The organism is Lichenicola sp. GTC18331 (assembly GCF_055386855.1).
The window spans coordinates 508,584-534,955 of record NZ_AP045015.1; the positions used below are offsets into that span (position 1 = coordinate 508,584).

At 68.6% G+C, this 26,372-nt stretch carries 22 protein-coding genes; 11 read left to right on the top strand and 11 right to left on the bottom strand.

What is annotated here, in order from left to right; all coding sequences use genetic code 11:
• Window positions 1-35 precede the first annotated feature (35 nt).
• The 3 genes from der to ACZ5BM_RS02430 are packed head-to-tail and all read right to left on the bottom strand — an operon-like array spanning window position 36 to window position 3,598.
• The gene (gene der / locus ACZ5BM_RS02420) at window positions 36-1,496 is read right to left on the bottom strand and encodes a ribosome biogenesis GTPase Der (protein WP_498909740.1); all 1,461 of its coding nucleotides are present in this window, start codon (window positions 1,494-1,496) and stop codon (window positions 36-38) included.
• Window positions 1,497-1,502: 6 nt separating this feature from the next.
• Window positions 1,503-2,897 (bottom strand): PQQ-binding-like beta-propeller repeat protein, encoded by a 1,395-nt coding sequence (locus tag ACZ5BM_RS02425; RefSeq protein WP_498911452.1) that lies wholly within the window; start codon window positions 2,895-2,897, stop codon window positions 1,503-1,505.
• Complete coding sequence (locus tag ACZ5BM_RS02430; protein ID WP_498909741.1) at window positions 2,897-3,598, bottom strand: hypothetical protein; 702 nt, start codon at window positions 3,596-3,598, stop codon at window positions 2,897-2,899. The genes ACZ5BM_RS02425 and ACZ5BM_RS02430 overlap by 1 nt, the downstream gene beginning before the upstream one ends.
• Window positions 3,599-3,734: 136 nt before the next feature.
• Between ACZ5BM_RS02430 and ACZ5BM_RS02435 the strand changes: the two genes are divergently transcribed.
• Window positions 3,735-4,127, top strand: a complete 393-nt coding sequence (locus tag ACZ5BM_RS02435) for a hypothetical protein (RefSeq protein ID WP_498909742.1) — start codon at window positions 3,735-3,737, stop codon at window positions 4,125-4,127.
• Between the two features lie 6 nt (window positions 4,128-4,133).
• Here ACZ5BM_RS02435 and ACZ5BM_RS02440 read toward each other — a convergent pair whose 3' ends face one another.
• The gene (locus ACZ5BM_RS02440; protein WP_498909743.1) at window positions 4,134-4,601 is read right to left on the bottom strand and encodes a hypothetical protein; all 468 of its coding nucleotides are present in this window, start codon (window positions 4,599-4,601) and stop codon (window positions 4,134-4,136) included.
• A 78-nt stretch (window positions 4,602-4,679) separates the two neighbouring features.
• Between ACZ5BM_RS02440 and ACZ5BM_RS02445 the strand changes: the two genes are divergently transcribed.
• Entirely contained in the window at window positions 4,680-5,480 is an 801-nt protein-coding gene (locus ACZ5BM_RS02445; RefSeq protein WP_498909744.1) for a creatininase family protein, read from the top strand.
• An 87-nt stretch (window positions 5,481-5,567) separates the two neighbouring features.
• Window positions 5,568-6,788 carry an MFS transporter gene (locus tag ACZ5BM_RS02450; protein ID WP_498909745.1) on the top strand — a complete coding sequence of 407 codons (1,221 nt, stop codon included), beginning with the start codon at window positions 5,568-5,570 and terminating at the stop codon, window positions 6,786-6,788.
• Window positions 6,789-6,804: 16 nt separating this feature from the next.
• Here the strand turns inward: ACZ5BM_RS02450 and ACZ5BM_RS02455 are convergent, their stop codons facing one another.
• From ACZ5BM_RS02455 to ACZ5BM_RS02465, 3 genes are read right to left on the bottom strand one after another with little or no spacing between them, the layout of a single operon-like run.
• Window positions 6,805-7,713 carry an ADP-ribosylglycohydrolase family protein gene (locus ACZ5BM_RS02455; RefSeq protein WP_498909746.1) on the bottom strand — a complete coding sequence of 303 codons (909 nt, stop codon included), beginning with the start codon at window positions 7,711-7,713 and terminating at the stop codon, window positions 6,805-6,807.
• 12 nt (window positions 7,714-7,725) lie between these two features.
• On the bottom strand, window positions 7,726-9,045 hold the full coding sequence (locus ACZ5BM_RS02460) for a dihydroorotase (protein WP_498909747.1): 1,320 nt from the start codon (window positions 9,043-9,045) through the stop codon (window positions 7,726-7,728).
• A complete protein-coding gene (locus ACZ5BM_RS02465; protein ID WP_498909748.1) occupies window positions 9,030-9,641 on the bottom strand; it encodes a TetR/AcrR family transcriptional regulator in 612 nt (203 codons plus the stop codon). Before ACZ5BM_RS02465 ends, ACZ5BM_RS02460 begins: the two co-directional genes overlap by 16 nt.
• A 139-nt stretch (window positions 9,642-9,780) precedes the next feature.
• Between ACZ5BM_RS02465 and ACZ5BM_RS02470 the strand changes: the two genes are divergently transcribed.
• From ACZ5BM_RS02470 to ACZ5BM_RS02480, 3 genes are read left to right on the top strand one after another with little or no spacing between them, the layout of a single operon-like run.
• On the top strand, window positions 9,781-11,010 hold the full coding sequence (locus ACZ5BM_RS02470; protein ID WP_498909749.1) for an efflux RND transporter periplasmic adaptor subunit: 1,230 nt from the start codon (window positions 9,781-9,783) through the stop codon (window positions 11,008-11,010).
• A 58-nt stretch (window positions 11,011-11,068) separates the two neighbouring features.
• On the top strand, window positions 11,069-14,236 hold the full coding sequence (locus ACZ5BM_RS02475; RefSeq protein WP_498909750.1) for an efflux RND transporter permease subunit: 3,168 nt from the start codon (window positions 11,069-11,071) through the stop codon (window positions 14,234-14,236).
• Between the two features lie 52 nt (window positions 14,237-14,288).
• Complete coding sequence (locus ACZ5BM_RS02480; protein ID WP_498909752.1) at window positions 14,289-15,485, top strand: DUF2252 family protein; 1,197 nt, start codon at window positions 14,289-14,291, stop codon at window positions 15,483-15,485.
• Window positions 15,486-15,558: 73 nt separating this feature from the next.
• Here the strand turns inward: ACZ5BM_RS02480 and ACZ5BM_RS02485 are convergent, their stop codons facing one another.
• The 4 genes from ACZ5BM_RS02485 to ACZ5BM_RS02500 are packed head-to-tail and all read right to left on the bottom strand — an operon-like array spanning window position 15,559 to window position 20,829.
• Window positions 15,559-17,091 (bottom strand): cation:proton antiporter, encoded by a 1,533-nt coding sequence (locus tag ACZ5BM_RS02485; protein ID WP_498909753.1) that lies wholly within the window; start codon window positions 17,089-17,091, stop codon window positions 15,559-15,561.
• A gap of 54 nt (window positions 17,092-17,145) precedes the next feature.
• Window positions 17,146-18,909 carry an asparagine synthetase B family protein gene (gene asnB / locus ACZ5BM_RS02490; protein ID WP_498909755.1) on the bottom strand — a complete coding sequence of 588 codons (1,764 nt, stop codon included), beginning with the start codon at window positions 18,907-18,909 and terminating at the stop codon, window positions 17,146-17,148.
• On the bottom strand, window positions 18,909-19,988 hold the full coding sequence (locus tag ACZ5BM_RS02495; RefSeq protein ID WP_498909757.1) for a glycosyltransferase: 1,080 nt from the start codon (window positions 19,986-19,988) through the stop codon (window positions 18,909-18,911). Before ACZ5BM_RS02495 ends, asnB begins: the two co-directional genes overlap by 1 nt.
• Window positions 19,963-20,829, bottom strand: coding sequence for a glycosyltransferase family 9 protein (locus ACZ5BM_RS02500; RefSeq protein ID WP_498909759.1), 867 nt, complete (start codon window positions 20,827-20,829; stop codon window positions 19,963-19,965). Before ACZ5BM_RS02500 ends, ACZ5BM_RS02495 begins: the two co-directional genes overlap by 26 nt.
• A gap of 132 nt (window positions 20,830-20,961) precedes the next feature.
• Between ACZ5BM_RS02500 and ygfZ the strand changes: the two genes are divergently transcribed.
• The 5 genes from ygfZ (at window position 20,962) to ACZ5BM_RS02525 (ending at window position 26,358) form a co-directional block, all read left to right on the top strand.
• A complete protein-coding gene (gene ygfZ / locus ACZ5BM_RS02505; protein WP_498909761.1) occupies window positions 20,962-21,795 on the top strand; it encodes a CAF17-like 4Fe-4S cluster assembly/insertion protein YgfZ in 834 nt (277 codons plus the stop codon).
• Window positions 21,792-22,187, top strand: a complete 396-nt coding sequence (gene hisI / locus ACZ5BM_RS02510; protein ID WP_498909763.1) for a phosphoribosyl-AMP cyclohydrolase — start codon at window positions 21,792-21,794, stop codon at window positions 22,185-22,187. Before ygfZ ends, hisI begins: the two co-directional genes overlap by 4 nt.
• On the top strand, window positions 22,177-23,370 hold the full coding sequence (lpxB, locus tag ACZ5BM_RS02515) for a lipid-A-disaccharide synthase (protein ID WP_498909765.1): 1,194 nt from the start codon (window positions 22,177-22,179) through the stop codon (window positions 23,368-23,370). Before hisI ends, lpxB begins: the two co-directional genes overlap by 11 nt.
• Entirely contained in the window at window positions 23,367-24,770 is a 1,404-nt protein-coding gene (locus ACZ5BM_RS02520) for a hypothetical protein (RefSeq protein WP_498909766.1), read from the top strand. Before lpxB ends, ACZ5BM_RS02520 begins: the two co-directional genes overlap by 4 nt.
• Before the next feature lie 154 nt (window positions 24,771-24,924).
• A complete protein-coding gene (locus ACZ5BM_RS02525) occupies window positions 24,925-26,358 on the top strand; it encodes a hypothetical protein (RefSeq protein WP_498909767.1) in 1,434 nt (477 codons plus the stop codon).
• Window positions 26,359-26,372: the final 14 nt, after the last annotated feature.

The following is a 26,372-nucleotide window of genomic DNA, read 5'->3' on the forward strand; positions in this document are numbered from 1 at the left end:
GCAGGGTGCTGGAACGGTCTGCAGCGCCCGTCCCGTCACTCCTCGGCGTAGGGGTTCTTGGTGCCGCGCAGCAGCAGACGGATCGGCGTGCCGGGCATGTCGAACGTCTCGCGCAACCCGTTCACCAAATAACGCTGATAGTCTTCCGGCAGCATCTCGGCGCGGGTGCCGAACAGGATGAAGGTCGGCGGACGTGCCTTGGCCTGTGTCATGTAACGCAGCTTGAGGCGGCGCCCTTCCACCAGCGGTGGGGTGTGCCGTTCCAGCGCGGACTCGAACCAGCGGTTCAGCGCACCGGTCGGGACACGCTTGTTCCAGACCTCGTGCGCCGCGCGCACCGAAGGCAGGAGCTTTTGTATACCGGAACCGGTCAGAGCCGAGAACGCCACAACCGGTATGCCACGCATCTGCGAGAGAGAGAACTCGATCCGGTCGGAGATCGCCTTGCGTGTGGCGATCCGGTCTTCCACCGCATCCCATTTGTTGAGCGCCAGCACGCAGCCGCGCCCTTCCCGCTCGATCAGGCGGGCGATCTGCAGGTCCTGGTCGTGCACGCCGAGCGTGGCGTCGATGGTGAGCACCACGATCTCGGCCATCTTCAGCGCTTCGAGCGATGCGGAGACCGACATCTTCTCCAGCGGCTGTTCGATGCGGGCCTTCTTGCGCAGGCCGGCGGTATCGACCAGCTCGATCGGGCCGTAGCGGTCTTCCAGCAGCACCGACACCGCATCGCGCGTCAGTCCCGGCTCGGGACCGGTGATCATCCGCTCCTCGCCGAGCAGGCGGTTCAGCAGGGTGGACTTGCCGGCATTGGGTCGGCCGACGATGGCCAGACGCAACGGGCCGGGCGGACGCGGCGGCAGCACCACCTCGCCGTCCTCGCCGATCTCCTCCTCCTCGAACATCTCGTCGAGGCCGAGATCCTCCCGCGTGACCGGCGCCATCGGCGGCGGCAGACGCTCGACGATCTCGGCCATCAGGTCGGCCAGACCCTCACCGTGTTCGGCGGAGATGGCGCAAGGCGTGCCGAGGCCGAGGGAGAAGGATTCCATCGCCGCCGCGGCGCCCGCCTTGCCCTCAGCCTTGTTGGCGACCAGCAGCACAGGCCGGCCCTGACGGCGCAGCCAGGTGGCGAAATGCTGGTCGGCCGGGGTGATTCCGGAACGGGCATCGATGCAGAACAACACCAGATCGGCCTCGGACACCGCATATTCGGACGAAGCGCGCATGCGTCCGTACAGCGTATCGGGGGCCGCTTCTTCCAGCCCCGCCGTGTCGATCAGGCGCACGCGCCGTCCGCGCAGCAGCGCCTCCGCATCCTTGCGGTCGCGGGTGACGCCCGGCGTGTCGGACACGATCGCCGTACGCCGGCCACTGAGCCGGTTGAACAAGGTGGATTTGCCGACATTCGGGCGTCCGGCGATCACCACCACGGGCAGCAGGGCGAAGGGCGTCGTGTCGGTGTTGGGAGCCGCCTGGCGGGAGCCGCGCTTCATGGTCGATCAGCCGTAGGAGGACAGCATGCCGTCATCCGTGATCAGCAGCATCTGGCCGCCGGCGGCGATCGGCGGCATGGCCGCGAGATGGTCGAGCTTGTCGGTGCGGGTGATCTTGCCGGTGACGGCATCCACCAAGATCATGCCCTGCTTGCGGAAATCGCTGACGCAGACCAACTGACCGTCCACGAGCAGCGGACCGGCCCAGCCGATCGGGCCCTTGCCGGGCTTGGGCTTGCGGAAGCGCGGCAGGGTCGTGACCCAGCGCACATGGCCGTTCGCCTTGTCGAGACAGGCGAGCTGCTGGTCCTGACTGAGCATGAAGATCCAGTCGCCGACCACCACCAGATCGTCGGTGCCGCCGACGCTGCGTTCCCACAGCCTGCGGCCCGAGCGGAGATCGATCGCGGTGAAGACGCGGCCGACGCTGATCACGTAGGCGGTGCCGTTCGAGATCACCGGCAGGCCGTGCACGGAGGAGAAGTCGAGGATCGAATTGCGTCCGCCGGTGGAGCCGAGCGTGTCGCTCCAGAGAAGTTCGCCGGTCTCGGCGCGGATCGCCGCGATATCGCCGGAGCCGAACCCGGCCAGAACGGTGCTACCGACCACGGCCGGCGCCGGCTGGCCAAACACGATCGTTTCCGACGCGGTCGCCTGATACACCCAGAGCTGATGGCCGTTGGTGATGTCGAGCGCGAACAGGCGCTCGTCGATGGTGCCGAAGAACATGCGGCCATCGACCACGGTGGGCGCCGAGCGGCCGGGCGTACCGACATTCACGCGCCAGAGGATCTTGCCGGTGGCGGCATCCAGCGCCAGCGATTCGGCGACGCCGTCGACCACGTAGACGATGTTGTCGGCGAAGGTGAGACCGCCGCCGACATTGGAGGAGCGGCTCTTCTTCGGCTTGGTGTCGGTGCGCCAGATGCGCTGCCCGTTCGACGCGTCGAACGCATTCACCACGCCACGCGCATCCATGGCGTAGATATGACCGCCCGCGACCACCGGCTCGGCGGCCAGCACCAGACGGCCACCCTCGCCCGTGCCGAGCGACGTGGTCCAGCGGCGCTTCAACGCGGCCTGACCGCCCGTGGTCGCCTCGTTCACCGCCTCATGGCTGGGGACCCGGCCCGGCTGCTGCCAGTCGGGCGTCAGCACCGGGGCGGGGATCGTGATGGGGGTGGTGTCGCTTTCATCCACCACCAGACCGGCGCCGGTGGACAGAACGTCCTCGCGACGCCCGGCCAGGATCGGCTTCTCGTCGTCGTCGAACAGGCCGCAACCGGCCAGCGGCAGCAACGCCGTCGCGGCGGCGATGCCGCACAGCAGGCCACGGCGGTTCAGCACCACGCGCTCGCCGGTGCGCTCACGGAAGAAAGAAGAAGGGTCGCGCTGCTGCATCATCCGCCGGACTTCGAGCTGTCGAGTGTGTTGAGAAGATCGCTGGCGCGGTTCTGTTCGCCCGACGGGGCGGACGGGTCCTGGCTCACGGAGAAGAGCTTGCCGCGCGCATCGGCGACATGGCCGGTGCGCAGGTCGATCAGCGCATCGGTTTCGGTGGCGAGCTGACGCCAAATGCTGTTCGGGCCCTCGATGTCGCGCAGGCGGGCTTTCAGCAGGCCCGGATCGCCGTCATCGACCTGATGCTGCACCCACAGCAGCGTGCCGAGGCCACGCAGATCGCGATCGGCATCGCGGTCGTTGCCGATCTGGTCCCACAAGGCGAGCGCCGCCTTGTGATCGTTGGCCTGCCAGGCGAGTGCGGCCTCCCGCAGGCGCGACAGGGTGGCGAAGCCTTCCGGCGCATGGGCGGCGATGGCGGCGAACTCGCCGCGCGCGCGCAGCTGTTCCGGCGTGGGCGGGGCATAGGGTCCGAGCGCCACGGACGGGGTGGTGTCGGCATTCTTCTGGGCGGCGAAATACTGCGCGGCGACCGCTTCGGCGCGGGCATGGTCGCGATGAACCATGAACTGCCAGCCGCCCACGGCAAGACCGGCCACCACCAGCACGCCCAGGCCGGCCATCGCCAGCTTTTTGTTCCGGACAGCGGCGCGTTCGGCACGCAGATCGCCGTCGATCTCGTTGAAGATATCCTCGACCACTCGCCGCTCGTTCCCCGAAAGCCGTTCCGATCCGTTTCGCACCGAACGGAGGCGCCGGACCATAGCGGCGGCGTGGTGAACCGGCAAACGGCGCGCGTAAAGTCTTTCTTTACCTCGTTCGCTCAGAATGGCGCGGATGAGAGCGCGCTTCGTCCTGTCCGTTCTACCGGCTCTGGCCATCTGCCCGCTTCTCGGCGGCTGCGTGATGCCGACTGTGTTTCCCTTGTCGCTAGGGTTCGGCGCGGATGTGGCGGCGTTCCACCGCACCCTTCCAGACATGGCCTATTCGGCCATCACTGGAAAGGATTGCTCCGCAGTCCGGCTCGATCGGGGGGAAAGCTACTGCAAGCCGGTGGCGCCACCGGTGCCGCCGCAGCCTTATTGCACGCGCACCCTGGCGCAGGTGAACTGCTGGGCCGATCCCGGCGCGACGCCGGGCATGCCGAGACAGGTGGCGCAGGGGCCGACCGCGCTCACCCCGGAACAGAATCGTGTCCGTCTGGCGCGCTGGCCGACCGCGCTGCAGTGAACCCGATCAGTGCGCGGGCGGCCCTTTCTTCAGCGCTGCGCTCAAAGCATTGAAATTGGCGGCGATCCGCTTCTGCACCGCCTCGCTGACGGTCTGGATCGCGTCGATGCGCTGCTTGGCCTGGGCGCTGATCGCGGTCTGCTCCGCCGTCGCGGAGCGGGATACGCAGCTGTTGTAGGTCCGGGCCGCCTGATCATAGGCTGTGACGGCATCGATGCTGGCGTTGTAGCGCGCGATGGTGCTGGTCTCCACCGTCGGCGGCGCGGGCTCGCGTCCGCAGCTGGTGGCGCTCCAGCCGGCGGCGGCGGCGCCCGGTGCCGCGCGAGACGGCGCCGCATGGGGGGCGGCGTGACCGGAATGGTGGGCAGGAGCCGCCTCGGCCAGAACCGGCAGAACCGCGCACGACAAGGAAGCAGCGATGCCCAGCCGCGCAATATGGCGGCGCCGCGCCCTTTCGCGCCGAACCGTTTCCATGCGAGCCTCCTGTCCCTTGCTGCTTCAGCTATCTCGTGCAGAGCGTTGATCGTCAAGCATTGTTGGGAAGGAAGCCGGGTGGACGCAGTGAAGATTCGGCTCGGCGCGCTGACCAGCGCGGAAGCGGCGGAACGGCTGCAAGCGGGCGCCGTGGTGCTGCTGCCTTTGGGCAGTCTGGAAGACCAGGGACCGCACGCGCCCATGGGAGATTACCTGTGTGCGGAAACGCTCAGCGATCGGATCGCCGCGACATCGATCGCGAACGGGATCGATGCCCTGGTCGCGCCGGTTCTGCCGTTCGGCGGGCGGGATGTCTTCGGCAGCCGTATCGGCGGCATCGCGCTGGAACAGGACACGTTGCGGGCGGTGCTTCGCGACATGCTGAACGCCCTGCTCCGCCACGGCGTGACGCGGTTGATCGTGGTGAACGGCCATGGCGGCAACGCGCAGGCCATTCATGACGAGACGCAACGAATCTGGCTGCGCGACGGTGTGTTGATCCCGTGCTTCGGTTTGTGGAAGATCGCGGGCGCCTTGTTGCCGTCGCTGCTGGGCGCGGAGCATGCGGCACGCTCGGCCGGACATGGTGCCGATCCGTTGTGCAGCGTCGCCATGCACCTATTTCCCGCGCTGATGCGGCCGGATTTGGTGCCGGAGGCACCCGCGCCGAAGCGTGTCGTTGGCGGGCTGGAGACCAGCGCGTTCGGCACCGCGACGATCGCCGGCGTATCGGTCGATCTGCCGGTGGAGCTGGGGAACAGCGCCGTGACGGGGGACGCCACGCTGTGTTCCGCCGAGAGCGGCGCGTTGATCGCCGCAAGTCTGCTGGACGCGGGTGTGGCGTTGGTGGCCCAGCGAGCGGAGACGGGCCGAAGCTGACCGAAACGTGTGAGGTCGGCCGGGCATCGGATGCTTGAGGGCAAGGCTGCTGCGCCGCACAATGGGCGACCGCAGACGGACGGATTCATGAGCGAGATCGACACCGAGACCCTGCCGGCGCGCGTCGTGCTGAGGCCGCCGCATGGCCGCGTGGCGGCGATCCTGGCACTCGCCACCGGCGGGTTCGCGATCGGCACCGGCGAGTTCGCGATGATGGGGCTGTTGCCCTCCGTGGCAACCAATCTGCACACGACCGTCCCGAATGCCGGCTGGCTGATCAGCGCCTATGCCGGCGGCGTGGTGGTGGGGGCGCCGTTGTTCGCCGTGCTGGCCGCGCGCCTGTCGCGACGAAGCGTGCTGATCGGGCTGATGCTGATCTATGCCGTCTTCAACATCCTCACCGGGCTGTCGCAGCGCTACGACGTGGTGCTGCTGTTCCGCTTCCTGGCCGGCCTGCCGCATGGCGCCTATTTCGGCATCGGCGCGCTGGTGGCGGCCTCGATGGTGGACCGGCGCGAGCGGACCCGCGCGGTCGGCCAAATGATGCTGGGGCTGACCACGGCGACGATCATCGGTGCGCCGCTGGCCTCCTGGTGCGGCGCGTTCATCGACTGGCACCTGTCCTATTATGCGGTGGGCGTGATCGCGCTGCTGGGCGTGGCGGGGCTGTTGTGGACGCTGCCGCCGATCCCGGCGCAGGACGGCGCATCGCCTTTGACCGAGCTCGGCGCCTTGCGGCGCATACAGGTGTGGCTGGCGCTGGGCACCGCCGCAATCGGGTTCGGCGGTTTGTTCGCGGTCTACAGCTACATCTCGCCGGCGCTGATGCACCGCACCCATATGAGCGCCGCCGTCGTGCCGCTGGTTCTGTCCGTGATGGGGCTGGGCATGGCGGTCGGCAACACGGTGGGCGCCTGGCTGGTGGATCGCGCTCCGAAGCGGGCGGTGGTCGGCCTGCTGGTGTGGGACGTCGTGGTGGCGCTTCTGTTCATCCCTGCCCTGCCCTTCGCCTGGGCGGCGACGGCGGATGCGTTCCTGGTCGGCTGCGGCGTGGCGCTGGCGCCGGCGATCCAAACGCGTCTGATGGATGTGGCGGGCGACGCGCAATCCCTGGCAGCATCGCTGAACCACTCCGCCTTCAACATCGCCAACGGTCTGGGCGCGGCACTGGCCGGCGCGGCGATCACCGCCGGTTATGGCTGGTCGTCGCCCGGCTGGGTCGGCGCGCTTCTGGCGGCGGGCGGGCTCGTGGTGTTCCTGGTGGCACTGGCTCTGGAGCGGAAACAGCCGATCCAGATGCAAGCCTGACCCGGAAACGGTTTCTTCAGGCGTCGTTCATCGCCAGCAGCGCATCGGCGGAGCGGGTGATCTCGCTTCGCCAGAACAGCGGCGCTAGCCAGCGTTCGGGGGTTGCGGACAGTCCATACAGCGCCCCCGCGAGCTGGCCCGTCACCGCCCCGACCGTGTCGGAATCCTCGCCCAGATTCACCGCCAGGATCAGTGCATCCTCGAAGCTGTCGGTGCGGGACACCGACCAGAGCGCGGCCTCCAGCGTGTGCACCACATAGCCGCTGGAGCGGATCTCGGCGCGTTCCTTGGTCGCCCATTCCGCTCTGTGCAGCGCGCGCAGCGCCGGATGGTCGCCGCCCCGATCGGGCGCCAGCAATTGTTCCTTGGGCTCGCCGCCGATCGCGCGGGCGAGCAGTTCGGCGAACCAGACGCAGCCTTCCACCGCCTGCGGCGCGCCGTGCGTGACGCGGCTTTGCCCCGCGGCCCATTCGGTTCTGCGCGACGGATGGCCGAGCGTGGCCAGCACGACCGGGGCCAGACGCATGACCGAGCCGTCTCCGGCGGCGTTCTCGTCGGTGGAGCCGGCCATGGGGTTGCCGTTCGCGCGGAAGCGTCCCAGCGCCTCGGCGGTGGTGACGCCGATATCGAAGCAATGGCCGGTGGCGGAGAAGGCGCCCTGTTTCCACCAGGCGACGAAGCGCTCCGCCAGATCGCGCGGATCCAGACCGCCACTCTGGATTAGGCTGTCGGCAAGCGCCAGCGCCATGCTGGTGTCGTCGGTCCATTGTCCGGGCTGGAGCCCAAACGGCCCGCCGCCGGTGATCTCCGTTTGCAGAGGCTGGCTGTCGCGACGGCTGAACTCGAGCGTGGTGCCGAGCGCGTCGCCGACCGCCAAGCCGAGAAGAGCACCCCTGGCGCGATCGCGCGTCGCTTCGTCCAGCATCACGAACTCCTTCTACCAGGCCAAACGAGCCATCCTACCCTGCGGCGCGCCGATCACCTCGTCGTCGCGCATCACGATCCGCCCACGCACGATGGTCGCGACAGGCCAACCCGTCACCTCCTGTCCATCGAACGGGGTCCAGCCGCAGGGGGTCGCGATCCAGTCGTTGGTGATGGCACGCCGGCGCTTCATGTCGACCACGGTGAAGTCGGCATCGAAGCCGGTCGCGATGCGGCCCTTGGCGGCCATGTTGTAGACCCGGGCCGGGCCCGCCGCCATCAGATCGGCCAGACGGGACAGGCTGAGCCGGCCGTGATTCACGTGGTCCAGCATCAACGGGACGATGGTCTGCACGCCGGTGAGCCCGGCCGGGCAATCGGGCCAGGGACGGCGCTTGGCCGCGATCGGATGCGGTGCGTGATCGGACGAGACCACATCGACGGTGCCGTCGCGCACCGCCGCCCAGCTCGCCTCGAAATGGCGCCGGTCGCGGATCGGGGGGTTCATCACCGCCAGCCCTTCCAGTCGCTCGTAGCAGTCGGGCGCGACCTGGGTGAGATGGTTCACCAGCACCTCGACGGTGGCGATGTCGCGGAAGCCGGCGAGATAGTCGAGTTCCTCGGCGGTGGAGGTGTGCAGGATATGCGCCGGGCGTCCGGTCTTACGGGCGAGCGCCATGATCCGGCGCGTGCCGAGAAACGCGCATTCCTCGTCGCGCCAGATCCGGTGCGTGTCATAGGGCATGCCGCGCTCGAACAATGGCTTGCGGGCCTGGAGCCGGTATTCGTCCTCGCTGTGAAAGGCGATGCGACGGCGCCCGGAGCGCATCACCGCCTCGATGCCGGCATCGTCCTCGATCATCAGATCGCCGGTGGAGGAGCCGGCGAACAGCTTCACCGCGCAGACCCCGGGCAGCGTCTCGTATTCGGCGAGATCAGGCGTGTTGGCGCGGGTGGCGCCGACATAGAAGGCGAAATCGGTGAAGCTTTCCCGCTCCACGTAGCCGGCCTTCCAGTCGAGCTGCTCGCGGCTGGTGATGGAGGGGCTGGTGTTCGGCATGTCGAACACGGTCGTGATGCCGCCGAGCGCCGCGGCGCGTGTGCCGGTGGGGATGCTCTCGATGCTGGCGTCGCCGGGATCGCGCAGATGCACATGGGCGTCGATCAGGCCGGGCAGGATGTGCAGGCCGGTGGCGTCGAAACGCTCTGCCGCCTCCGCATCCGCCGGAACCCCCAGGGCGGCGATGCGACCGTCGCGCACGCCGAGATCGGTGGCGATCTCGCCCCAGGGCAGCACGCAGACGCCGTTGCGAAGGATCAGGTCGTAGCGCATCGGGGGACTCCGCAGGCGACGGGCATGGCGCGCAGGGCGGTGCGCACCACGGCATGAAGCGTTTCGCGATCGGCGCCGGACGCGGCCTGCACCGACATGCCTTGTGCCACCGTCATGACGAAGGAGGCGAGAGCGGCGGGGTCGGCATCCGCAGGCAGGTCGCCCTCCTCCCGAGCGCGTTCGAGCCTCCGTTGGAGTGCCGCCTCGTCCTCGCGCCGGCGACGGACCAGTTCGCAGCGCACCGGCTCGGAGGCTTCGGAACAGACCAGGACGCCGTTGGTCTTCAGCGATCCGGGCGGCTGCCCCTGGGAGGTGTAGCAATCGGCATAGCCGTAGAGCAGCTTCTGCAGCACTTCCGAAGCGGTGGGGCTGGCCAGGGCGCACTCGGTGAAACCGAGGCAGGTGCTCTGGAACCGGTCCAGCGCCTTGACGAAGAGCTGCTGCTTGTTGCCGTATGCGGCGTAGAGGCTGGGACGGGTGATCCCCATGGCTTCCGTCAGGTCCGTCAGGGACGCGCCCTCGAACCCTTTCTTCCAGAAGACCCGCAGCGCGGCTTGAAGCGCATCGTCGACATCGAACTCACGCGGGCGTCCCACTTCCGTGCTCTCCCTGTGGCCGCGACGCAACGCGCAGCCTGTCCCGCGTAGATAGGAGGGTTGCTTTCAAGCGTCCAGGCACCATACCAATCGGTATTGTATCGCTCGGTAGGGCGATCCGGTTGCGTGGTGGAAGAAAATGAACGAGCTCGACGATATCGTCCGCAGCAAACAGGGGCGCGACCGGCGCCGGTCGGTGCGGTTCGCTGCGGTCGCGGTTCTTGTGCTGGCCGTGGCCGGTGGGGTCGCCCTGCACGAGAGCGGCGGCGGAACGCATCCGGCCGGACCGCCTGCCTTTCCACCGGCGCAGGTGACGGTGAGCAAGCCGCTGCAGCGCACGCTGAGCGATCGCGCCGATTTCCTGGGGCAGTTCTCCGCCGTGGACGCGCTCGAGGTGCGGGCGCAGGTGGGCGGCACCCTGACCGAGATCCATTTCACCGACGGCCAGATCGTGCAGAAGGGCGATCTGCTGTTCGTGATCGACCCGCGCCCGTATCAGATCAGGCTGGCGCAGGCGACGGCGCAGATCCGGCAGGCGCAGGCGCGTCTGGCGCTCGCCGGCAGCGAGTTGTGGCGTGCGCAGCAGCTGAAGAAGACCGAATTCGGCACCGGACAATCGGTAGATCAGCGGCAGGCCGACCAGCTCGCCGATCAGGCGTCGCTGGAGCTCGCCAATGCGCAGGCGCGGGATGCGGCGCTCGATCTCGAATATTGCCAGGTGCGGGCCCCGTTCACCGGGCGGATCAGCGCGCATCGTGTGGCGATCGGCAGTCTGGTCAGCGGCAGCCGCGGCGGCACCAGCCCGACGACCTTGCTGACGACGCTGGTATCGCTCGATCCGATCTATCTCGATTTCGACATGAGCGAGGCCGATTTCCTGGCCTATCAGGCCGATCGGGCGCGCCACAAGAGCGACGCGCCGGCGCCGGTGGCGATCAAGCTCAGCGGCGACGCCGATTATTCCCATACCGGCACGCTCGACTTCATCGACAATTCGCTCGATCGCGCCAGCGGCACCATCCATGCCCGCGCCACCGTACCGAACAAGGATCTGTCGCTCTATCCCGGCGAGTTCGCCCGGGTCCGGGTGGAGACCGCGCCGCCGCATCCGGCCCTGCTGGTGCCGGCCGACGCCGTGGTGCCGGACCAGTCGCAGCATCTGCTGATGACGGTTTCCGCCGACAACAAGGTGGTGCCGAAGATCGTGACCCTGGGCGGAACGCGCGGCGGTCTGAGCGTCGTGACCGGCGGCTTGTCGCCCAGCGACACGGTAATCATCGACGGCCTGATGCATGCGCGCCCCGGAGCGCCGGTGGTGCCGCAGAACGGTGCCATCCGCTTCGACGACCGCGCCGACACCCAGGACTGATATCGCGGCCGGACGCGCTCACGCGTGTCCGGCATTGCGGCCAACAGGACAGCAAACGATGCGGTTCACGCATATCTTCATCGACCGGCCGATCCTGGCCACGGTGTTCAGCGTCTTCCTGACCCTGGTGGGTCTGGGTGCGCTGTTCACCCTGCCGATCGCGCAATATCCCGAGATCGTGCCGCCCACGGTGCAGATCACCACCACCTATCCGGGCGCATCGGCGGAAACGGTGGCGCGCACGGTGGCGACGCCGCTGGAGCAGCAGATCAACGGCGTCGAGAACATGCTCTACATGAGCAGCCAGTCCACCGGCGACGGCAAGCTGACGCTGACGGTGACGTTCCGGATCGGCACGGATCTGAACATCTCGCAGATGCTCACGCAAAATCGCGTGCAGGACGCCCTGCCCCGCCTGCCGCAGGACGTGCAGCGGCTCGGCGTGCAGGTGCGGAAATCGACGCCCAACATCCTGCTGGCGGTGCATCTGATCTCGCCGGATCGCAGCCGCGACGATCTCTACATCTCGAACTACGCCACGCTGCACGTGAAGGATGCGCTGGCGCGACTGCCGGGCGTGGGCGACGTGCAGGTGTTCGGCGGCCGCGACTACGCGATGCGGATCTGGCTCGATCCCGACAAGGTGGCGGCGTACGATCTGGATGCGAGTGAGGTTCTGGCCGCGCTGCAGGCGCAGAACGTGCAGGTCTCCGCGGGCATCCTGAACCAGCCGCCTCTGCCGTCGCACGAGGCGTTCCAGCTCAACATCCAGACGCTCGGCCGTCTTTCGACGCCGGCGCAGTTCGCCGACATCATCGTCAAGACCGACCCGAACGGCCACAACACGCGCATCCGCGACATCGGCCATGTCGATATCGGCGCGCAGGATTACGGCTCCGCCGGGTTCCTGGACGACAACAGCGCGGTTCCGCTGCTGATCTTCGCCCAGCCGGGCTCGAACTCGCTGGCGGTGGAGCACGAAGTGCTGTCCACCATGCAGGCGATGAAGGCGGATTTCCCGCCCGGTCTCGACTACCGGATCATCTACGATCCCACGACCTTCGTCGGAAAGTCGGTGCACGAGGTGATCGTCACCATCTTCGTCGCCATCGTCCTGGTGGTCGGCGTGGTGATCCTGTTCCTGCAGACCTGGCGCGCGTCGCTGATCCCGGTGATCGCGATTCCCGTGTCGCTGGTGGGAACGTTCACGATTCTGGCATTGCTGGGGATCTCGCTGAACAACCTGTCCCTGTTCGGCCTGGTGCTGGCGGTCGGCATCGTGGTCGACGATGCCATCGTCGTGGTGGAGAACGTCGAACGCAATCTGCGTGCCGGCATGACGCCGAACGAGGCGGCGCATCGCACCATGGACGAGGTGGGCGGCGCGCTGATCGCGATCGCGCTGACTTTGTGCGCTGTGTTCGTGCCGTCGGCGTTCCTGTCGGGCATTTCCGGCGAGTTCTTCCGCCAGTTCGCGGTGACGATCGCCGCCTCCACGGTGATCTCGTGCTTCGTGTCCCTGACGCTGAGCCCGGCTTTGTGCGCGGTGCTGTTCAAGGCTCATGAAGAGCACGTCGATCGCGGGTCGATCGCATCGCGTCTGATCGGCGGGTTCTTCGACCGGTTCAATCGCGGTTTCGATCGCATGTCGAACGCCTATGGCCGTTTGACGCGAAAGCTGGTGCGCAATCTGGCGATCGTGCTGGGCGTGTACGTGGCGCTGATCGCACTGGCGGGGGTGCAGTTGTCGCGCGCGCCGACGGGCTTCGTGCCGGAGCAGGATCAGGGCTATCTGATCACGGTGATCCAGCTTCCGGCTGGAGCGACGCTGGACCGGACGGAAGCGGTGGTGCGCCAGGCGAGCCAGATCATTCTCTCCACCCCGGGCGTGGAGCATGTGGTGCCGTTCGCGGGTCTTGACGCCACCACCTTCACGGTCGCATCCAACAACGGCACCATCTTCTCCGGCCTGCCCTCGCTCTACGACCATCCCAACCATGGCCACACCGCTGCCGTCGTGTTGGGCGATCTGCAGAAGCGTTTGTCGGCGATCAAGGGCGCGTTCATCCTGTCGATCGCCCCGCCGCCCGTGCAGGGCCTCGGTACCGCAGGCGGCTTCAAGCTGATGCTGCAGGATCGCGCGGGTCTCGGCAGCGAGGCGCTGGCGCATGCGGCGCAGACCCTGATGGGCGCTGCCAACAAGGACCCGGATTTCGCGGGCGTGTTCACCCTCTTCAACACCAACACGCCGTCCGTCTACGCCGATATCGATCGCGAAAAGGCGGAGAAGGTCGGGCTGACGCCGACGGACGTGTTCAACACGTTCCAGATCTATCTCGGCTCGCAATACGTGAACGACTTCAACTATCTCGGCCGCACCTACGAAGTCGTGGCGCAGGCGGACGGGTCGTTCCGTCGCAACGTCTCAGATATCGGCCGGTTGAAGGTGCGCAACGCGGCCGGGCTGATGGTGCCGATCGGCTCCGTGGCGCGCTTCGAGGACGTGACCTCGGCCTATCGCGTGCCGCGCTACGATCTGTATCCCGCCGCGGAGATCATGGGCGCCGCCGCGCCCGGCGTCGCCAGCGGCACGGCGCTGGCGCGGATGGAGCAGCTCGCGAAGGAGGTTCTGCCGCCGGGGATCGGGTTCGAATGGACCGAGATCGCGTTCCAGCAGCAGCAGAAAGGCACGCCCACCCTGCTGGTGTTCGGCGCCGCCGCCTTGTTCGTGTTCCTGGTGCTGGCGGCGCAGTACGAGAGCTGGAAGCTGCCTTTGTCGATCGTGCTGATCGTACCGATGTGCCTTCTGGCCTCGGTTACGGGATTGATGGCGCGGGGGCTGTCGATCGACATCCTGGCGCAGATCGGCTTCGTGGTTCTGGTCGGTCTGGCCGCCAAGAACGCGATCCTGATCGTCGAATTCGCCCGTCAGGCCGAAGACGAAGGCGCCAGCCCGGCGGCGGCGGCGATGCATGCGGCGCGCACCCGTCTGCGTCCGATCCTGATGACGTCGTTCGCCTTCATTCTCGGCGTCGCGCCCTTGGCCGTCGCGACCGGGGCGGGCTCGGAGATGCGCCGCTCGCTCGGCACCGCCGTGTTCTTCGGCATGCTGGGCGTGACGGTGTTCGGGCTCCTGTTCACACCCGCCTTCTATACGGCGGTGCGGACCCTGCTCGGCGGGCGCCGTTCGCAGGAAAAGGAAACAGTGCTCGCCTCCGAGCACTGAAACAGGCCGACACGCGATTGTGCCCGTGGCCGATCGCGTGTCGGATGTGTCGATGGATGACAAGGACACGGTGAGGCCGGCTGATCGTGCCGCCGCGTTGGCGGCGGAACAGAATCGCAAGATGGCAGCCTCCGCGCTCGCCTTCGTGCGCGGCAGCACCAGGCGTTTCTACGCCTGGTTGGAGGATTCGACCCGGGCCGCGGTGCCGGACGGGCCGCCGCTCTGGATCTGCGGCGATTGCCATCTGGGCAATCTCGGGCCGGTCGGCAGCGCGGACGGCAAGCTCGCCTTGCAGATCCGCGATCTGGACCAGACCGTGATCGGCAATCCCGCGCATGACCTCATCCGGCTCAGCCTGTCCCTGGCGATGGCGGCGCGCTCGTCCGACCTGCCCGGCGTGGCCACGGCGCAGATCATGGAACAGGTCACGGCAGGCTACGAGGACGCGTTCGCGGACGGCAAAGCCGCGAAGCCGTCGGATCTGCCGAAGCGCATGCGCGGCATCCTGCAGGAAGCCGCCGGACGATCCTGGAAACATCTGGCGGATGAGCGCATCGAAGGGACCGCGCCCAGCATTCCGCTCGGGCGGCGTTTCTGGCCGCTCACCAAGGCGGAACGCGGCGCCATCGACGCGCTGTTCACGGAGGAAACCGTGCAGGCGCTGGTCACGGCCCTGCGCGGTTTCGAGACCGGAGCGGCGGTGCGGGTTCTCGATGCGGCCTTCTGGCGCAAGGGATGTTCGTCGCTGGGACGCCTGCGCTACGCCGTGCTGTTGCGTGTCGGCAAGGGTAATGATGCGCGACATTGCCTGATCGACATCAAGGAAGCCGTTTCCGCCGATACGCCGCGTGCGCCGGGCGCATCCATGCCGCGCGCGCCGGCCGATCGCGTCGTGGCGGGTGCGCGGGCCCTCTCGCCGCATCTCGGCGATCGTATGTTGGCGGCACGGCTGCTGGACCGATCCGTGTTCCTGCGTGCCCTGCTGCCGCAGGATCTGAAGCTGGAGTTCGACCGCCTTGGCCGGCAGGAAGCATTGGACGTCGCGTGGTCCCTGGCCAACGTGGTGGGACAGGCGCATGGACGGCAGCTGGAGGATGCGGATCGCCGCTCCTGGCTGTCCGCGCTGCGGCGACGGTCCGGCACGCTCGATGCGCCGTCCTGGCTATGGACCAGCGTCGTCGATCTGGTCGCCGTGCACGAGCCGGCCTATCTCAACCATTGCCGTCGCTACGCTCTGGGAGAGGCGTGAAGCGGGAGAAGCGTTCGTTTTCTCTGCGTGCCGGCAACAACAAAGGCCGGCACGACTGTCCTGTCCGTCGCGATCAGCTTTCCTCGATCCTGCGGTGCTCGTCGGGCAGAAGAGCCAGCTCGCGCCAGTCCAGCTCTTCCAGCAGCGTGTCGTAGCAGGCGGCGTCGAGTTCGTGGTTGCGGTGCATGCGCAGCAAGGCCGCGCGCTCGGCAGCGATCGCGCCGAGCGCCAGCGTCCGGTAACGTTCCTGATCCGCCCAGAGATGTTCGGCCTCCGAGCGCGCCGCATAGGTCTTGCGCACCAGCACCGCCTCGCGCCCGTCCTCGCCGTCGAGACTGTCCATTCCCGCCTTGATCAGCGCTTCGCGCGCACGCGACAAGGCTCGCGCGGCATCCTCGGAGCGGTCGAGATGGAGCAGCCGGATCAGCGGCGCCAGGGTGAGCCCCTGCAGGACAAGCGTGCCCATGACGATGGCGAACGCGGTCAAGGTCACGAGATCGCGTTTCGGGAAGTCCGCCGGCAGGGCAAAGGCGGTCGCCAACGTCACCAGACCGCGCATGCCGCACCAGCCGACGAGAATGCCGGCGCGCAGGCTCGGCCTCTCGGCATGGCCGCGATACGCCGGAACATGCGCCGCGAGGCGGTTGGACAGCATCACCACCACAAAACGCACAAGAACCACGGCAGCGAGAACGATCGCGGCGAAGGACAGCGCCTGATCCAGACGCGTGGTCTGCATCCTGGCCAGGATGGTGCGGACCTGCATGCCCATGAACAGAAAGGCGAGCACGTTCAAAAGAAACACCACCGTGGCCCAGACCGCATAGGAATGAACCCGCATCCGCGCAGAGGATGCGCCGGTATGGGTGGAGGCGAGCGTCATCGCATAGGCTACCACGCAGAGCACGGCAGACACGCCGAGCCGTTCGGCAACGATCCAGACCAGACAGGTGGAGACGAATTGCAGCAGATTGCCGCCCAGCGTTCCGGTGGTGAACGGCGTGGTGAGGCGGGACAGAAAGGCGAAAGCGATGCCGAGCGCGATCCCGGCCGGAGCGGCCAGGCCGAGATGAACCACGCCGATCCAGTGCAGACCGCCCTGCTCCTGCACGGCCAACGCACCGCCGAATAGAAGCAGCGCCACCGCGTCGTTGAACAGGCTTTCGCCTTTCAGAACGGCCTCGGTGTTGGCCGGCACGGACAGGCCGGACAGCACCGCCGTGGCGGCGACCGCATCGGGCGGCGCCACGATCGCGCCCAGCACCAGGGCCGCCGACAGCGGCAACCCGGCGTAGTGGACACCGAGCCAGGCGACCAGAAACGCGGTCAGCAGCACCCCGCCCGCCGCCAGAACCAGCAAAGGCGGCCAGAAGCGCCGCGCCAGCGTGACGGGAAAATCATAGGCGGCATCGAGCAGAGTAGGCGCGATGAACAAGGCCAGCGCCATGGCTGGATCGAGCGTGATCTCCGGCGCGCCCGGAACCAGCGCGACCAGCATGCCGGACGCCGCCAGCATCGCCGGATACGGCAGGCCGAGCCGGCGCGAGACCTGCAGCAGCCCGATCGACAACAGCAGCAGAACCAGGAGGCTCTCGAAAAAGCTCATGCCGGACGACCGTAAGATACCGGAACGACCCCGGACAAGCGGCTTCAGCGGCGCTTACGCCGCCAGCGTGTCGAACACGTCGCCGGCGGGCATGCGGCCTTCGACATGCGTGCGATGCCAGAGCGCATAGAACAGCAGCGTCCAGGCGGCATGCTGTTCGCGCCGCCCGGCGGCGTTTCGGAACAAGGCCTGCACCCGATCCGGGGTGGCGATCTCTCGCACGCCCTCCTGTTTCGCGACCAGAGGCGCCAGCTGATCGCCCTTGGCGGCGATCCAGGCGCCGACCGGCACCGTGAAACCCTGCTTGGGCGCGAACGGCCGCGCTTCCGGCATCTCGTTTTCCAGCCAGCGCCGCAGCAGCCATTTGCCCATGCCGCGACGCACCTTGAGCCCGTCCGGCAGACGGAACGCGGCCTCGGCCACGGCCGGGTCCAGCAACGGCGTGCGCCCCTCGATGCCGTGCGCCATCAGGCAGCGATCGAGCTTCAGCAGCAGATCGTGCGGCAGCCATTCGGCAATGTCGGAAGCCTGCGCCGCGGCGAGGCGGGAGCGGGCGCCATTCTCGGCGAGTTCGGTGGCGGCGATGCCCTGCCGCCAATCGCGTCCGGACTGGCGCAGGACATTCAGACCGTCGAACGTGCCGCGACGGCGCATGGCGCGTCCGCCGCGCCACCAGGGACGCATGGCGGAGCGATAGCGCCCGTAGCCCGCGAACAGCTCGTCGCCGCCCTCCCCGCTCAGGATCACCTTGACGTCGCGACGCGCGCGGCGCGCCAGCAGCCAGCTCGGGATGATGGCGTAATCGGCCACAGGATCGTCCATGGAGGCGACGATATCGGGCAAATGACGCCAGACGGTCGCTTCGTCGATGCGCATGATCTCGTGACGCGCGCCGGCCGCGCGGGCGAGCGCGGCGGCGTGCTCGCTTTCATCGGCGGCGTCGGGCACGTCGAACGCGGCGGTGAAGGCCTGTACACGCGATTTGCCGAGGCGCGTCATCATGCGCAGCACGGCGGCGCTGTCGATCCCCCCACTAAGGAACATGCCGTACGGCACGTCGGCGCGCTGGTGCAGCGAGACGCTGTCTTCCAGGGCCCGGTCGAGCCGGGCCAGGGCGGCGGCTTCGGTGATGGTTTCGGCGGGGCCTTCCGGACAGGCAGGCACGCGGCTTCTGTCGATCACCCGCCCGCCGGCGATACGCAGGGTCTCGCCGGGCAGGACGCGGCGGATGCCCTCGTAGATGGTGTCGCGGCCAGTGGTGAACTGGAGCTGCAGCAGCTCGTCGCGCGCGGCGTTGCGCATGCGACGCTGCACCAGACCCGCGCTGAGCAGAGCCTGCGGTTCGGAGGCAAAGGCGATGCCGCCCTCGGTTTCGGCGATGTAGAGCGGCTTGATCCCGAACGGATCGCGCGAGAGCACGAGATTCTGCGTGCCGCGCTCATGGATCGCGATCGCGTACATGCCGCGCAGATGATCGACGTAGCGTTGGCCGTCGCGCAGCCAGAGATGCAGCGCCGGTTCGCAATCGCTGCCGGTGGCGAAACGAACTTCCGGCAGCGTGCTGCGGAGCTGTAGATCGTTGTAGATCTCGCCATTGGCGATCAGGGCCGCGGAGCCCGCGAACAAGGGCTGGTCGCCGCCGTCGAGATCGATGATGGCGAGGCGCGTATGCACCAGCCCGACCCGTCCGACCATGCTGTGACCGGAGCCGTCCGGGCCGCGATGGGCGAGCGCACGCACCAGGGCGGTGAGGCCGCTTGCATCGAAACCCGGACGGGTGACGCCGGGGGCCAGTGCGAAACCCGCAATGCCGCACATCAGCTTTTCTCCGCGCGCTGAAAGAAGTCGTGCCAGCGATCCAGCACCGGGCGCGCGGCGAATTCCTGCTCGAACCGGGCCCGTCCGGAAGCAGCGAGCAGCGCCGCGCGGGTCGGATCGCCCAGAACGGAACCGAGCGCCTCGGCCAAAGCGTGCGGGTCTTCCAGCGCGGCCAGCACGCCGTCCTCGCCGTCATGGATCAGCTCGACCGGCCCTTGGGCGCGCGCCGCCACCACCGGTCTCGCGCCGGAAAACCCCTCGATCACCACATTACCGAGCGGTTCGTGTCGCGACGGGCAGACCAGAACGTCGCAGGCCGCGACAAGCCCGGCGGTGTGCTGCGCCCAGCCCGGCATATGCAGCCGGTCGGCGACGCCTTCGCTCTCGGCCAGAGCCCGCAACGCCTCGCGCTCCGGCCCCTCGCCCGCGATCAGCACATGCACCCCGGGCAGGCGTGGCATGGCGCGGATCAGCACGTCGAACGCCTTGTTGCGATGCAGCCGCCCCAAGGCCAGCACCAGCTTCGCCCCAGGCGGCACCGAGGCCGGGCGCGCCGGGGCGGCACCGGCCAGTTCGGCGGCGAAGTTCGGCAGATAATGCACGCGCTCCGACGGCCAGCCCTGCTCGCGTATCCAGCGGACGATGCCGTGGGTGTTGCCGATCAGGTGATCGCAATGGCGATAATTGTTCAGGTCATAGAAGCCGCCGAGACGACCGGCCAGAACGTGATCGCCGTCCGGGGTCATGCGCGCGGCCCGGTTCATCCAGGCGATCGCGATGCGGGGGCGGAACGCCGCCAGGGCACGCCGGATCGCCGGGCGGGTGAACAGATCGAGCCTGCCGCCGAAGCGCATCTCGACCGGCGACAAACCGCCCTTGCGCAGGCGCTGCGCCCTGCCCGCTTCGCGCCGGATGATCGGCAGGATCTCCACACCGTCCGCGCCCAGGGCGATGGACAGGCGCTCGAAAAACAACTCCGCCCCGCCCGCGGGCGAGCCGGCCATGATCTGCGCGACCTTCACCGCGACACGCTCCCCGACCGCAACCGCCGCATCATGCCAGAAGCTCCAGAGCCGCATCGAGCGCCGTCTGGACGGAGAGGCCGCCGATCGGCGCGTCGCCTTCCGGCCCCGGCGCCACGACGAACGCCGTGCGCGGCCCCGTCGGCGCGTATTCGCTGGCGCGGCTGGGGCCGAACAAGCCCAGGGTCGGGATGCCGGTGGCGGCGGAAAGATGCATCAGACCGGAATCGTTGCCGACGAACAAACGGCAGCGCGACAGGGCGGCGGAGACTTCCGGCAGGGAGAGTTTGCCGCGCAGATCGACGGCGCGCACCGGCAGCAGGTCGATCAGCGCCTGCGCCATGGCGTGTTCGGTCTGCCCCGGCCCCGCGAACACCACCGGACGCGCGCCCGGAATACGCTCGCGCAGGGCAGCGAAGAGCGCGGCGAAACGCTGCGCCGGCCAGACCTTGCCGCTCCAGTTCGCGGTCGGGCCCAGGCCGATATAGGGGGCGTCCGGATCGCCGGACCCGGGCAGCAAAGCGGCGGCCACCGCGTCGTCCTCGCCGTCGAACCAGCTCACCGGCATCGGCGGCGCGTCGAGATTCAGCACCCCGGCGAGATGCGCGGTGCGATGGCCGGGACGGCGCCCGCCGCGCATGATGCGCCGCTTCTTCGCCGGCAGCAGAAGCGTGACGGCGGAACCGCGCAGGTCGATCGCGAGATCCCATCGCGTGCGCACGCAATCGCGCCAGAGCTGCAGCCAGTGCAGATCGTAGCGCTGTTTCTCCACCACGATCACGCGGTCGAGACGCGGCATGCGCTGGAACAGCCCGGCGGCGACTGGCCCGCAGGCGACGGTGATGCGCGCATGCGGCAGGGTGTCGAGCAGATGTTGGAGCAATCCGGTGGACAGCACCGCGTCGCCCAGCCTGGTCGCGGTGATGAACAGGATACGAGACAGGGTTCGCGCTCCGGTCGACGATGGGGGGTGTCTGTTAGAACCTTTCGGCTGTTGTCGGAAGCCGTCCCGTCCCCCAAGCTCTGGGGCATGCTGAAGCTTGCTCATCTGCCCGCGCGCGCCGTTCTCTCCATCGAGGGGCCCGACCGCGTTTCCTTTCTCCAGGGGCTCGTCTCGAACGATGTCGCCCTGGCGGTGCCCGGCCGGGCCGTGTGGGCGGCGCTGCTGACGCCGCAGGGCAAGTATCTGGCGGATTTCTTTCTGTATTCCGACGGCGAAACCCTGCTGCTGGAGTGCGAGGCGGCGCAGGCAGCGATGCTGGCGACCAAGCTGTCGCGGTTCCGGCTGCGGGCCAAGGTGATGGTGGCGGAAACGACGCTGAAGGTCGCCGCCTGCTGGGACGGAACGCCGCAGGAATCGCCGGGGCTGATCGCCGCGCCCGATCCGCGTCTGCCTGAGGCAGGGTGGCGGTTGGTCGGCGAGACGCTGCCGGACGCGAATGCCGACGAGGGCGATTACGACACCCATCGTCTGCTGCTGGGTCTGCCGGACGGCACGCGGGACAGCGAGCCGGACCGCACCGTGCTGCTGGAAGCGGGGTTCGACGAGTTGAACGGCATTTCCTGGAGTAAAGGCTGCTTCATGGGCCAGGAACTGACCGCGCGGACACGTTATCGCGGGCTGTTGAAGCGGCGTCTGGTGCCGGTGAGCGGGGACGGGGCGCTGCCGCCGCCCGGCACGCCACTGATGGCCGATGGGCGCGAGATCGGCATCATGCGCTCCTCGCGGGAAGGCAACGGGCTGGCGGTGCTGCGTCTGGAGCATCTGCACGGGGCGGTCTCGACCGAGCATGGCGCGTTGCAGGCGCGCGTGCCGGGCTGGATGCGTCTGCCCGAGCCGAAGACCGGGAGCGAAGGCGCGTGAGCGGGGCAACCGAGGCTGTGCTGGACCGGGTGGCGTTCGACGCCAACGGTCTGATCGCCGCCATCGCGCAGCAGCACGACACCGGCGAAGTGCTGATGCTGGCCTGGATGAATCGCGACGCCCTGCGCGAGACGATCGAGAGCGGTCGCGCCTGCTACTGGAGCCGCTCGCGCGGCAAGCTGTGGCGCAAGGGCGAAAGCTCGGGACAGACCCAGCGCGTGGTCGAGGTGAGGCTCGATTGCGACCGGGATGCGGTGCTGCTGCTGGTCGATCAGACCGGGGTCGCCTGCCATACCGGGCGGCGCTCCTGCTTCTATGACGCGGTGCGCGACGGCGAACTGGTGGCGATCAGCGCGCCGCTCATCGACCCGGACCAGCTTTATGGCGGATGAGGCCGGCGCGGCGGGTCCGCTGATCTGGATCATGGCCGGCGAGGCCAGCGGCGACGTTCTGGGCGGCCGGCTGATGGCCGCGCTGCAAGGTCTGCGGCCGGAACTGCGCTTCCGCGGCATCGGCGGGGTGCGGATGGCGGAGCGCGGACTCGAAAGCCTGTTTCCGATGCGCGAGCTGGCCGTGATGGGACTGGTCGAGATCCTGCCCCGAATCAGGAGCCTGTCGCGACGGCTGGACGAGGCGGTGCGCGACATCGAGCGGAGCCGGCCCGATCTGGTGGTGACGATCGACAGCCCCGGCTTCGCCCTGCGGCTGCTGAAGCGCATCGGCAGGCTGGGGATACCTCGTCTGCACTACGTGGCGCCGCAGGTCTGGGCCTGGCGCGAGCATCGCGTGCGGGAGTTTCCGGGCCGCTGGGAGGCGCTGCTCTGCCTGCTGCCGTTCGAGCCGGACTTCTTCGGGCGGCACGGGCTGGAAGCGCGCTTCGTCGGCCATCCGGTGCTGCAATCGGGCGCCGACGCCGGCGATGGCGCGCGGTTCCGCGAAAAGCATGGCCTCGCGGCGGACGCGCCGGTCCTGGTGCTGATGCCGGGCAGCCGGCGCAGCGAGGTGCCGCGTCTTCTGCCGGTGTTCCGCCGCACGGTGGCGCTGCTGCGGGAACGGGTTCCGGCATTGCAGCCGGTGCTGGTGGCATCGCCGGTAGTGGCGCAGACCGTGGCGCGCGCTGTCGCCGACTGGTCGGTGAAGCCGATCGTGGTGAGCGAAATCGACGAGAAGCACGACGCCTTCGCCGCGGCCGCCCGGCCCGGCGGCGGCGCTGCGCTGACCAAATCGGGCACCTCGACGCTGGAGCTGGCCCTGGCCGGGGTGCCGATGGCGGTGACCTACCGGGTGAACCCGCTGACGGCGGCGATCGCGCGTCGGCTGATCAGGGTGCCGTTCGTGTCCATGGTCAACCTCCTGGCCAAGCGGGCGCTGGTGCCGGAATTGCTGCAAGGCGACTGCCGGCCGGAGAAGCTGGCGCGTACGGTGGAAGAGTTGATCCGCGACCGGGCGGCGGCGGATGCGCAGAGGGCCGGGTTCCGCGCGGTGATGGAGTCGCTGTCGCCGGGCGACGTGCCGCCGTCCACGGGAGCGGCGCAAGAGGTGCTGCGCATGCTGGACGGACGTGCGGCGTCGTGAGCGACTGGACGCTCGACGGGCGGTTCGGCGCGGAGATCTGGCGCGAAACGGAGGGGCGGTTCGTCCCGGCCTCGGTGGCGGGGCGTGCGCTGGAGCGCGCAGCCGATGCGGCGCTGCTGGAGCGGCTCGGCGTGCGCGACACACGCTGCACCCATCCCGGGCCGCTCCCGAACGCGTTCCGGTTCTGCCCGCGCTGCGGGGCGTCGCTGGGCGAGGCGCCCGCGCCGGATCGCTCCGCGCCGTGGTCGCCGCCGTTCGGCGATGCCGGCGGTCTGCCGGAACGCGATCTGCCGTTGCAGCCCGATCCGGCGACGATGGAGGAGATCGCCCTGCCCCCCGGCGCGGTGGCTCTGGCCGTGGCGGGCGCGCCGTCGCGCCTGCTGTGCTGCGACCAAAGCAGCGGCTGGGTATTCGCCTATTCCGGACGTGACGCGGACTGGCACAGGCTGCTGCGTGTGCCGCCTTGCGCGACACTGCCGCGCTGGAGCTGGGCGGCGTCGTCGAGCCATGGCGGCATCGCCTTGCCGACCGAGCGCGGGCCGGTCTGGGTCGATCTTCTGGGCGCGTTGGACGCGCCGGTCAGCGCGCCGGAGGAATCCTGCGCTTCACTCGGCGGCCCGACGCGACTGGGCGGAGCGGTGATCGCGCCGGTGTCGTACGATGGCGGTCTGGCCGTCGCCGTGTTGTCGGGGTCGGCTTGGGAGATCCTGCCGGTGTCCGGCGCAGAGGCGGCACGCGCGCCGTTCGCGGTGCCGGTGTGCGGCATCGACAGCGCGTTCTGGTGCAGCAGCGCCGGACAGTTGGCCGTGCGCGATACCGGCGACGGGTTCGAAGCCCGGTTCTCGCTCTGGTCCGACGGGGTATCGCCCCTGCTGGAAGCACGGCCGGTGGCGGGGCGCGACGGCACGCTGCATATGCCCGCACGCCTCGACCGGGAAACGCTGGTCTGGGAGACCCTGTTCGCGCCCCACCAGCCGCGTGGCCGCCGGATGGCGCGCGGCTACATGCCCGGCACCGGACGCGCCGTGTTCCGCGAGAACGCGCTGCTGCGCCTGCCCTGGGACGAGCGCCCGATCTGCGATTATCCGCTCGACGACGACCGGTTCCTGTATCCGCTGCTGTGCCTGGGCGAGAACCGCTTCGTTCTGGCGCTGTGCAACGATCGCGGCCGGCTCGGCGCGTTTCTGGGCGATCCGTTGTTTCCGCCCGCGCCGGATGTGCCGCCCTTGTTCTGCACACTGTTCTTCAGCAGAGGTCCGCGCATGCTGGAGCCGCTCGATTGCGTGCTGCGCGCCCATCGCGCGAGCGAGTTGTCGGTGACGGTGCAGGATCGGTTCCTTCTGATCCATGGCGCGGTGGAGAATCGCTGCTTCCGGTGGGAGCTGCGCGATGCGGGCTAGGGTTCACGAAACCGAAGAGGATCTTCTTTTTCTGAAGAAAAAGAAGCAAAAAGACTTTCATCCGTTTGGTCATTCCTGGCCTGCCAGGTACACGGCCAAACGGATAGAAGTTCTTTGGTTCTTTCTTCCAAGAAAGAACGCTCTGCTCGCCGCCTTGCTGACACTGCTGGCACCCGCACCGGCGATGGCAGCCGTGGCATCGGTGTATCTGATCCAGGATTCCGGCTGGATGGAGCCGTTCTACACCGACCCGTCCTCGCCGTTCCGGCCCCTGGTGAAGGCGTTGATCGCCGCCTCCGATGCGGGCGGCGAAACGGTGGTGGCGCGGTTCGACCAGGACGGACAGGTGCCGGGGCGGCGTTCGCCGGACGTGCTGTATCGCGGCGCGGACGATCCCGCGGCGATCGCGCGGGCGGTCGATTCGATCGCGCCCGCCGTGCAGCGCAACGGCCATCTCGCCGATGCCGATTTCGACGGCGCCCTGGTGGGCGGCATCCAGACCATCCTGGCCGGAAAGCCCGGCATTGTCTGGATGATCACCAACAACCGCAACTCGCCCGGCAACAGCCAGCGCGTGAACGAGAACACGCGCGATTTCGCGACCCGTCTTGGTTCCAGCGAAGCCCTGCCGTCGGTGGTGTCCTACCCGGTGCGGATGCAGGTGCAAGGCAAGCTCTACGCGGCGAACGGGCTGATCATCTACGGCATCGCCTACGGCAAGGCGGCAGCGGCGGAGCTGGACCGCATCACCCACGCCCCTGCCTTGATTCATCTGTTCTCCGATCCGGCGGTGCAGTTGAAGCCGCTGGACCAGGCGCGCCTGTCGTTCCTGCCGGAACGCAGCACCACGCCGGGGCTGCGCGTGTCGCGCGGGCCGGATGGCGGGCTGGTGTTCGACGGCGTGCCGGGCGCAGCACCATCGGTGGTGTCGATCGAAGGCGCGCTGCGCTCTGATTTCTATCCGCACGTGATCGACCGGGCGCAGCTTTCGCTGAGCTGGGTGCCCCCGACGGGCGGCGGTCCGGCGCTGGATGCGACGATCGCGCCCGATCAGCTCACCGCCTTGCAGCCGGAACAGGCGCTGGACGGTGTGACGCTGTCGCTGCACGTGCCGGCAATCGACCGCGCACCGGGCCTTGCAGGCTGGTTGCAGAAGGATGTGGTGCTGCACGGGACGTTGCGGATCGCCCTGTCCGGCGTCGGTCTCTCTCTGAGCGACGGTTTCCGGCAGAAGATGGCGCAGATCGCGGCGATGGATCAGTTGCCGTCGGTGTTCTTCGCCGATCGCTCGGTGAGCGCCGCCAGCACAGAGCTGCCGGTGACGCTGATCGTGCGGTTCTCGGCCTGGCCGCTGATCCTGGGGCTCGGCGGGATCGGCGGGGTGCTGCTTCTGCTGCTGGGCGTGCTGGTTCTGCTGCTGGCGCCGCGTCAGCATGAGGTGACCCTGGCGGGGCAGGTCCGGCGCCTCCGGCTGCGTCCGTTCGAGCGGCGCGAGATCGTCCTGCCGGGCGGAAAGACCTTCCTGATACGCGGGCGTCTGTTCGGGCGGCCGGGAATCGTGGAACGATCCGGCGCCGCCCCGCGCTGACGAACGAACCCGGA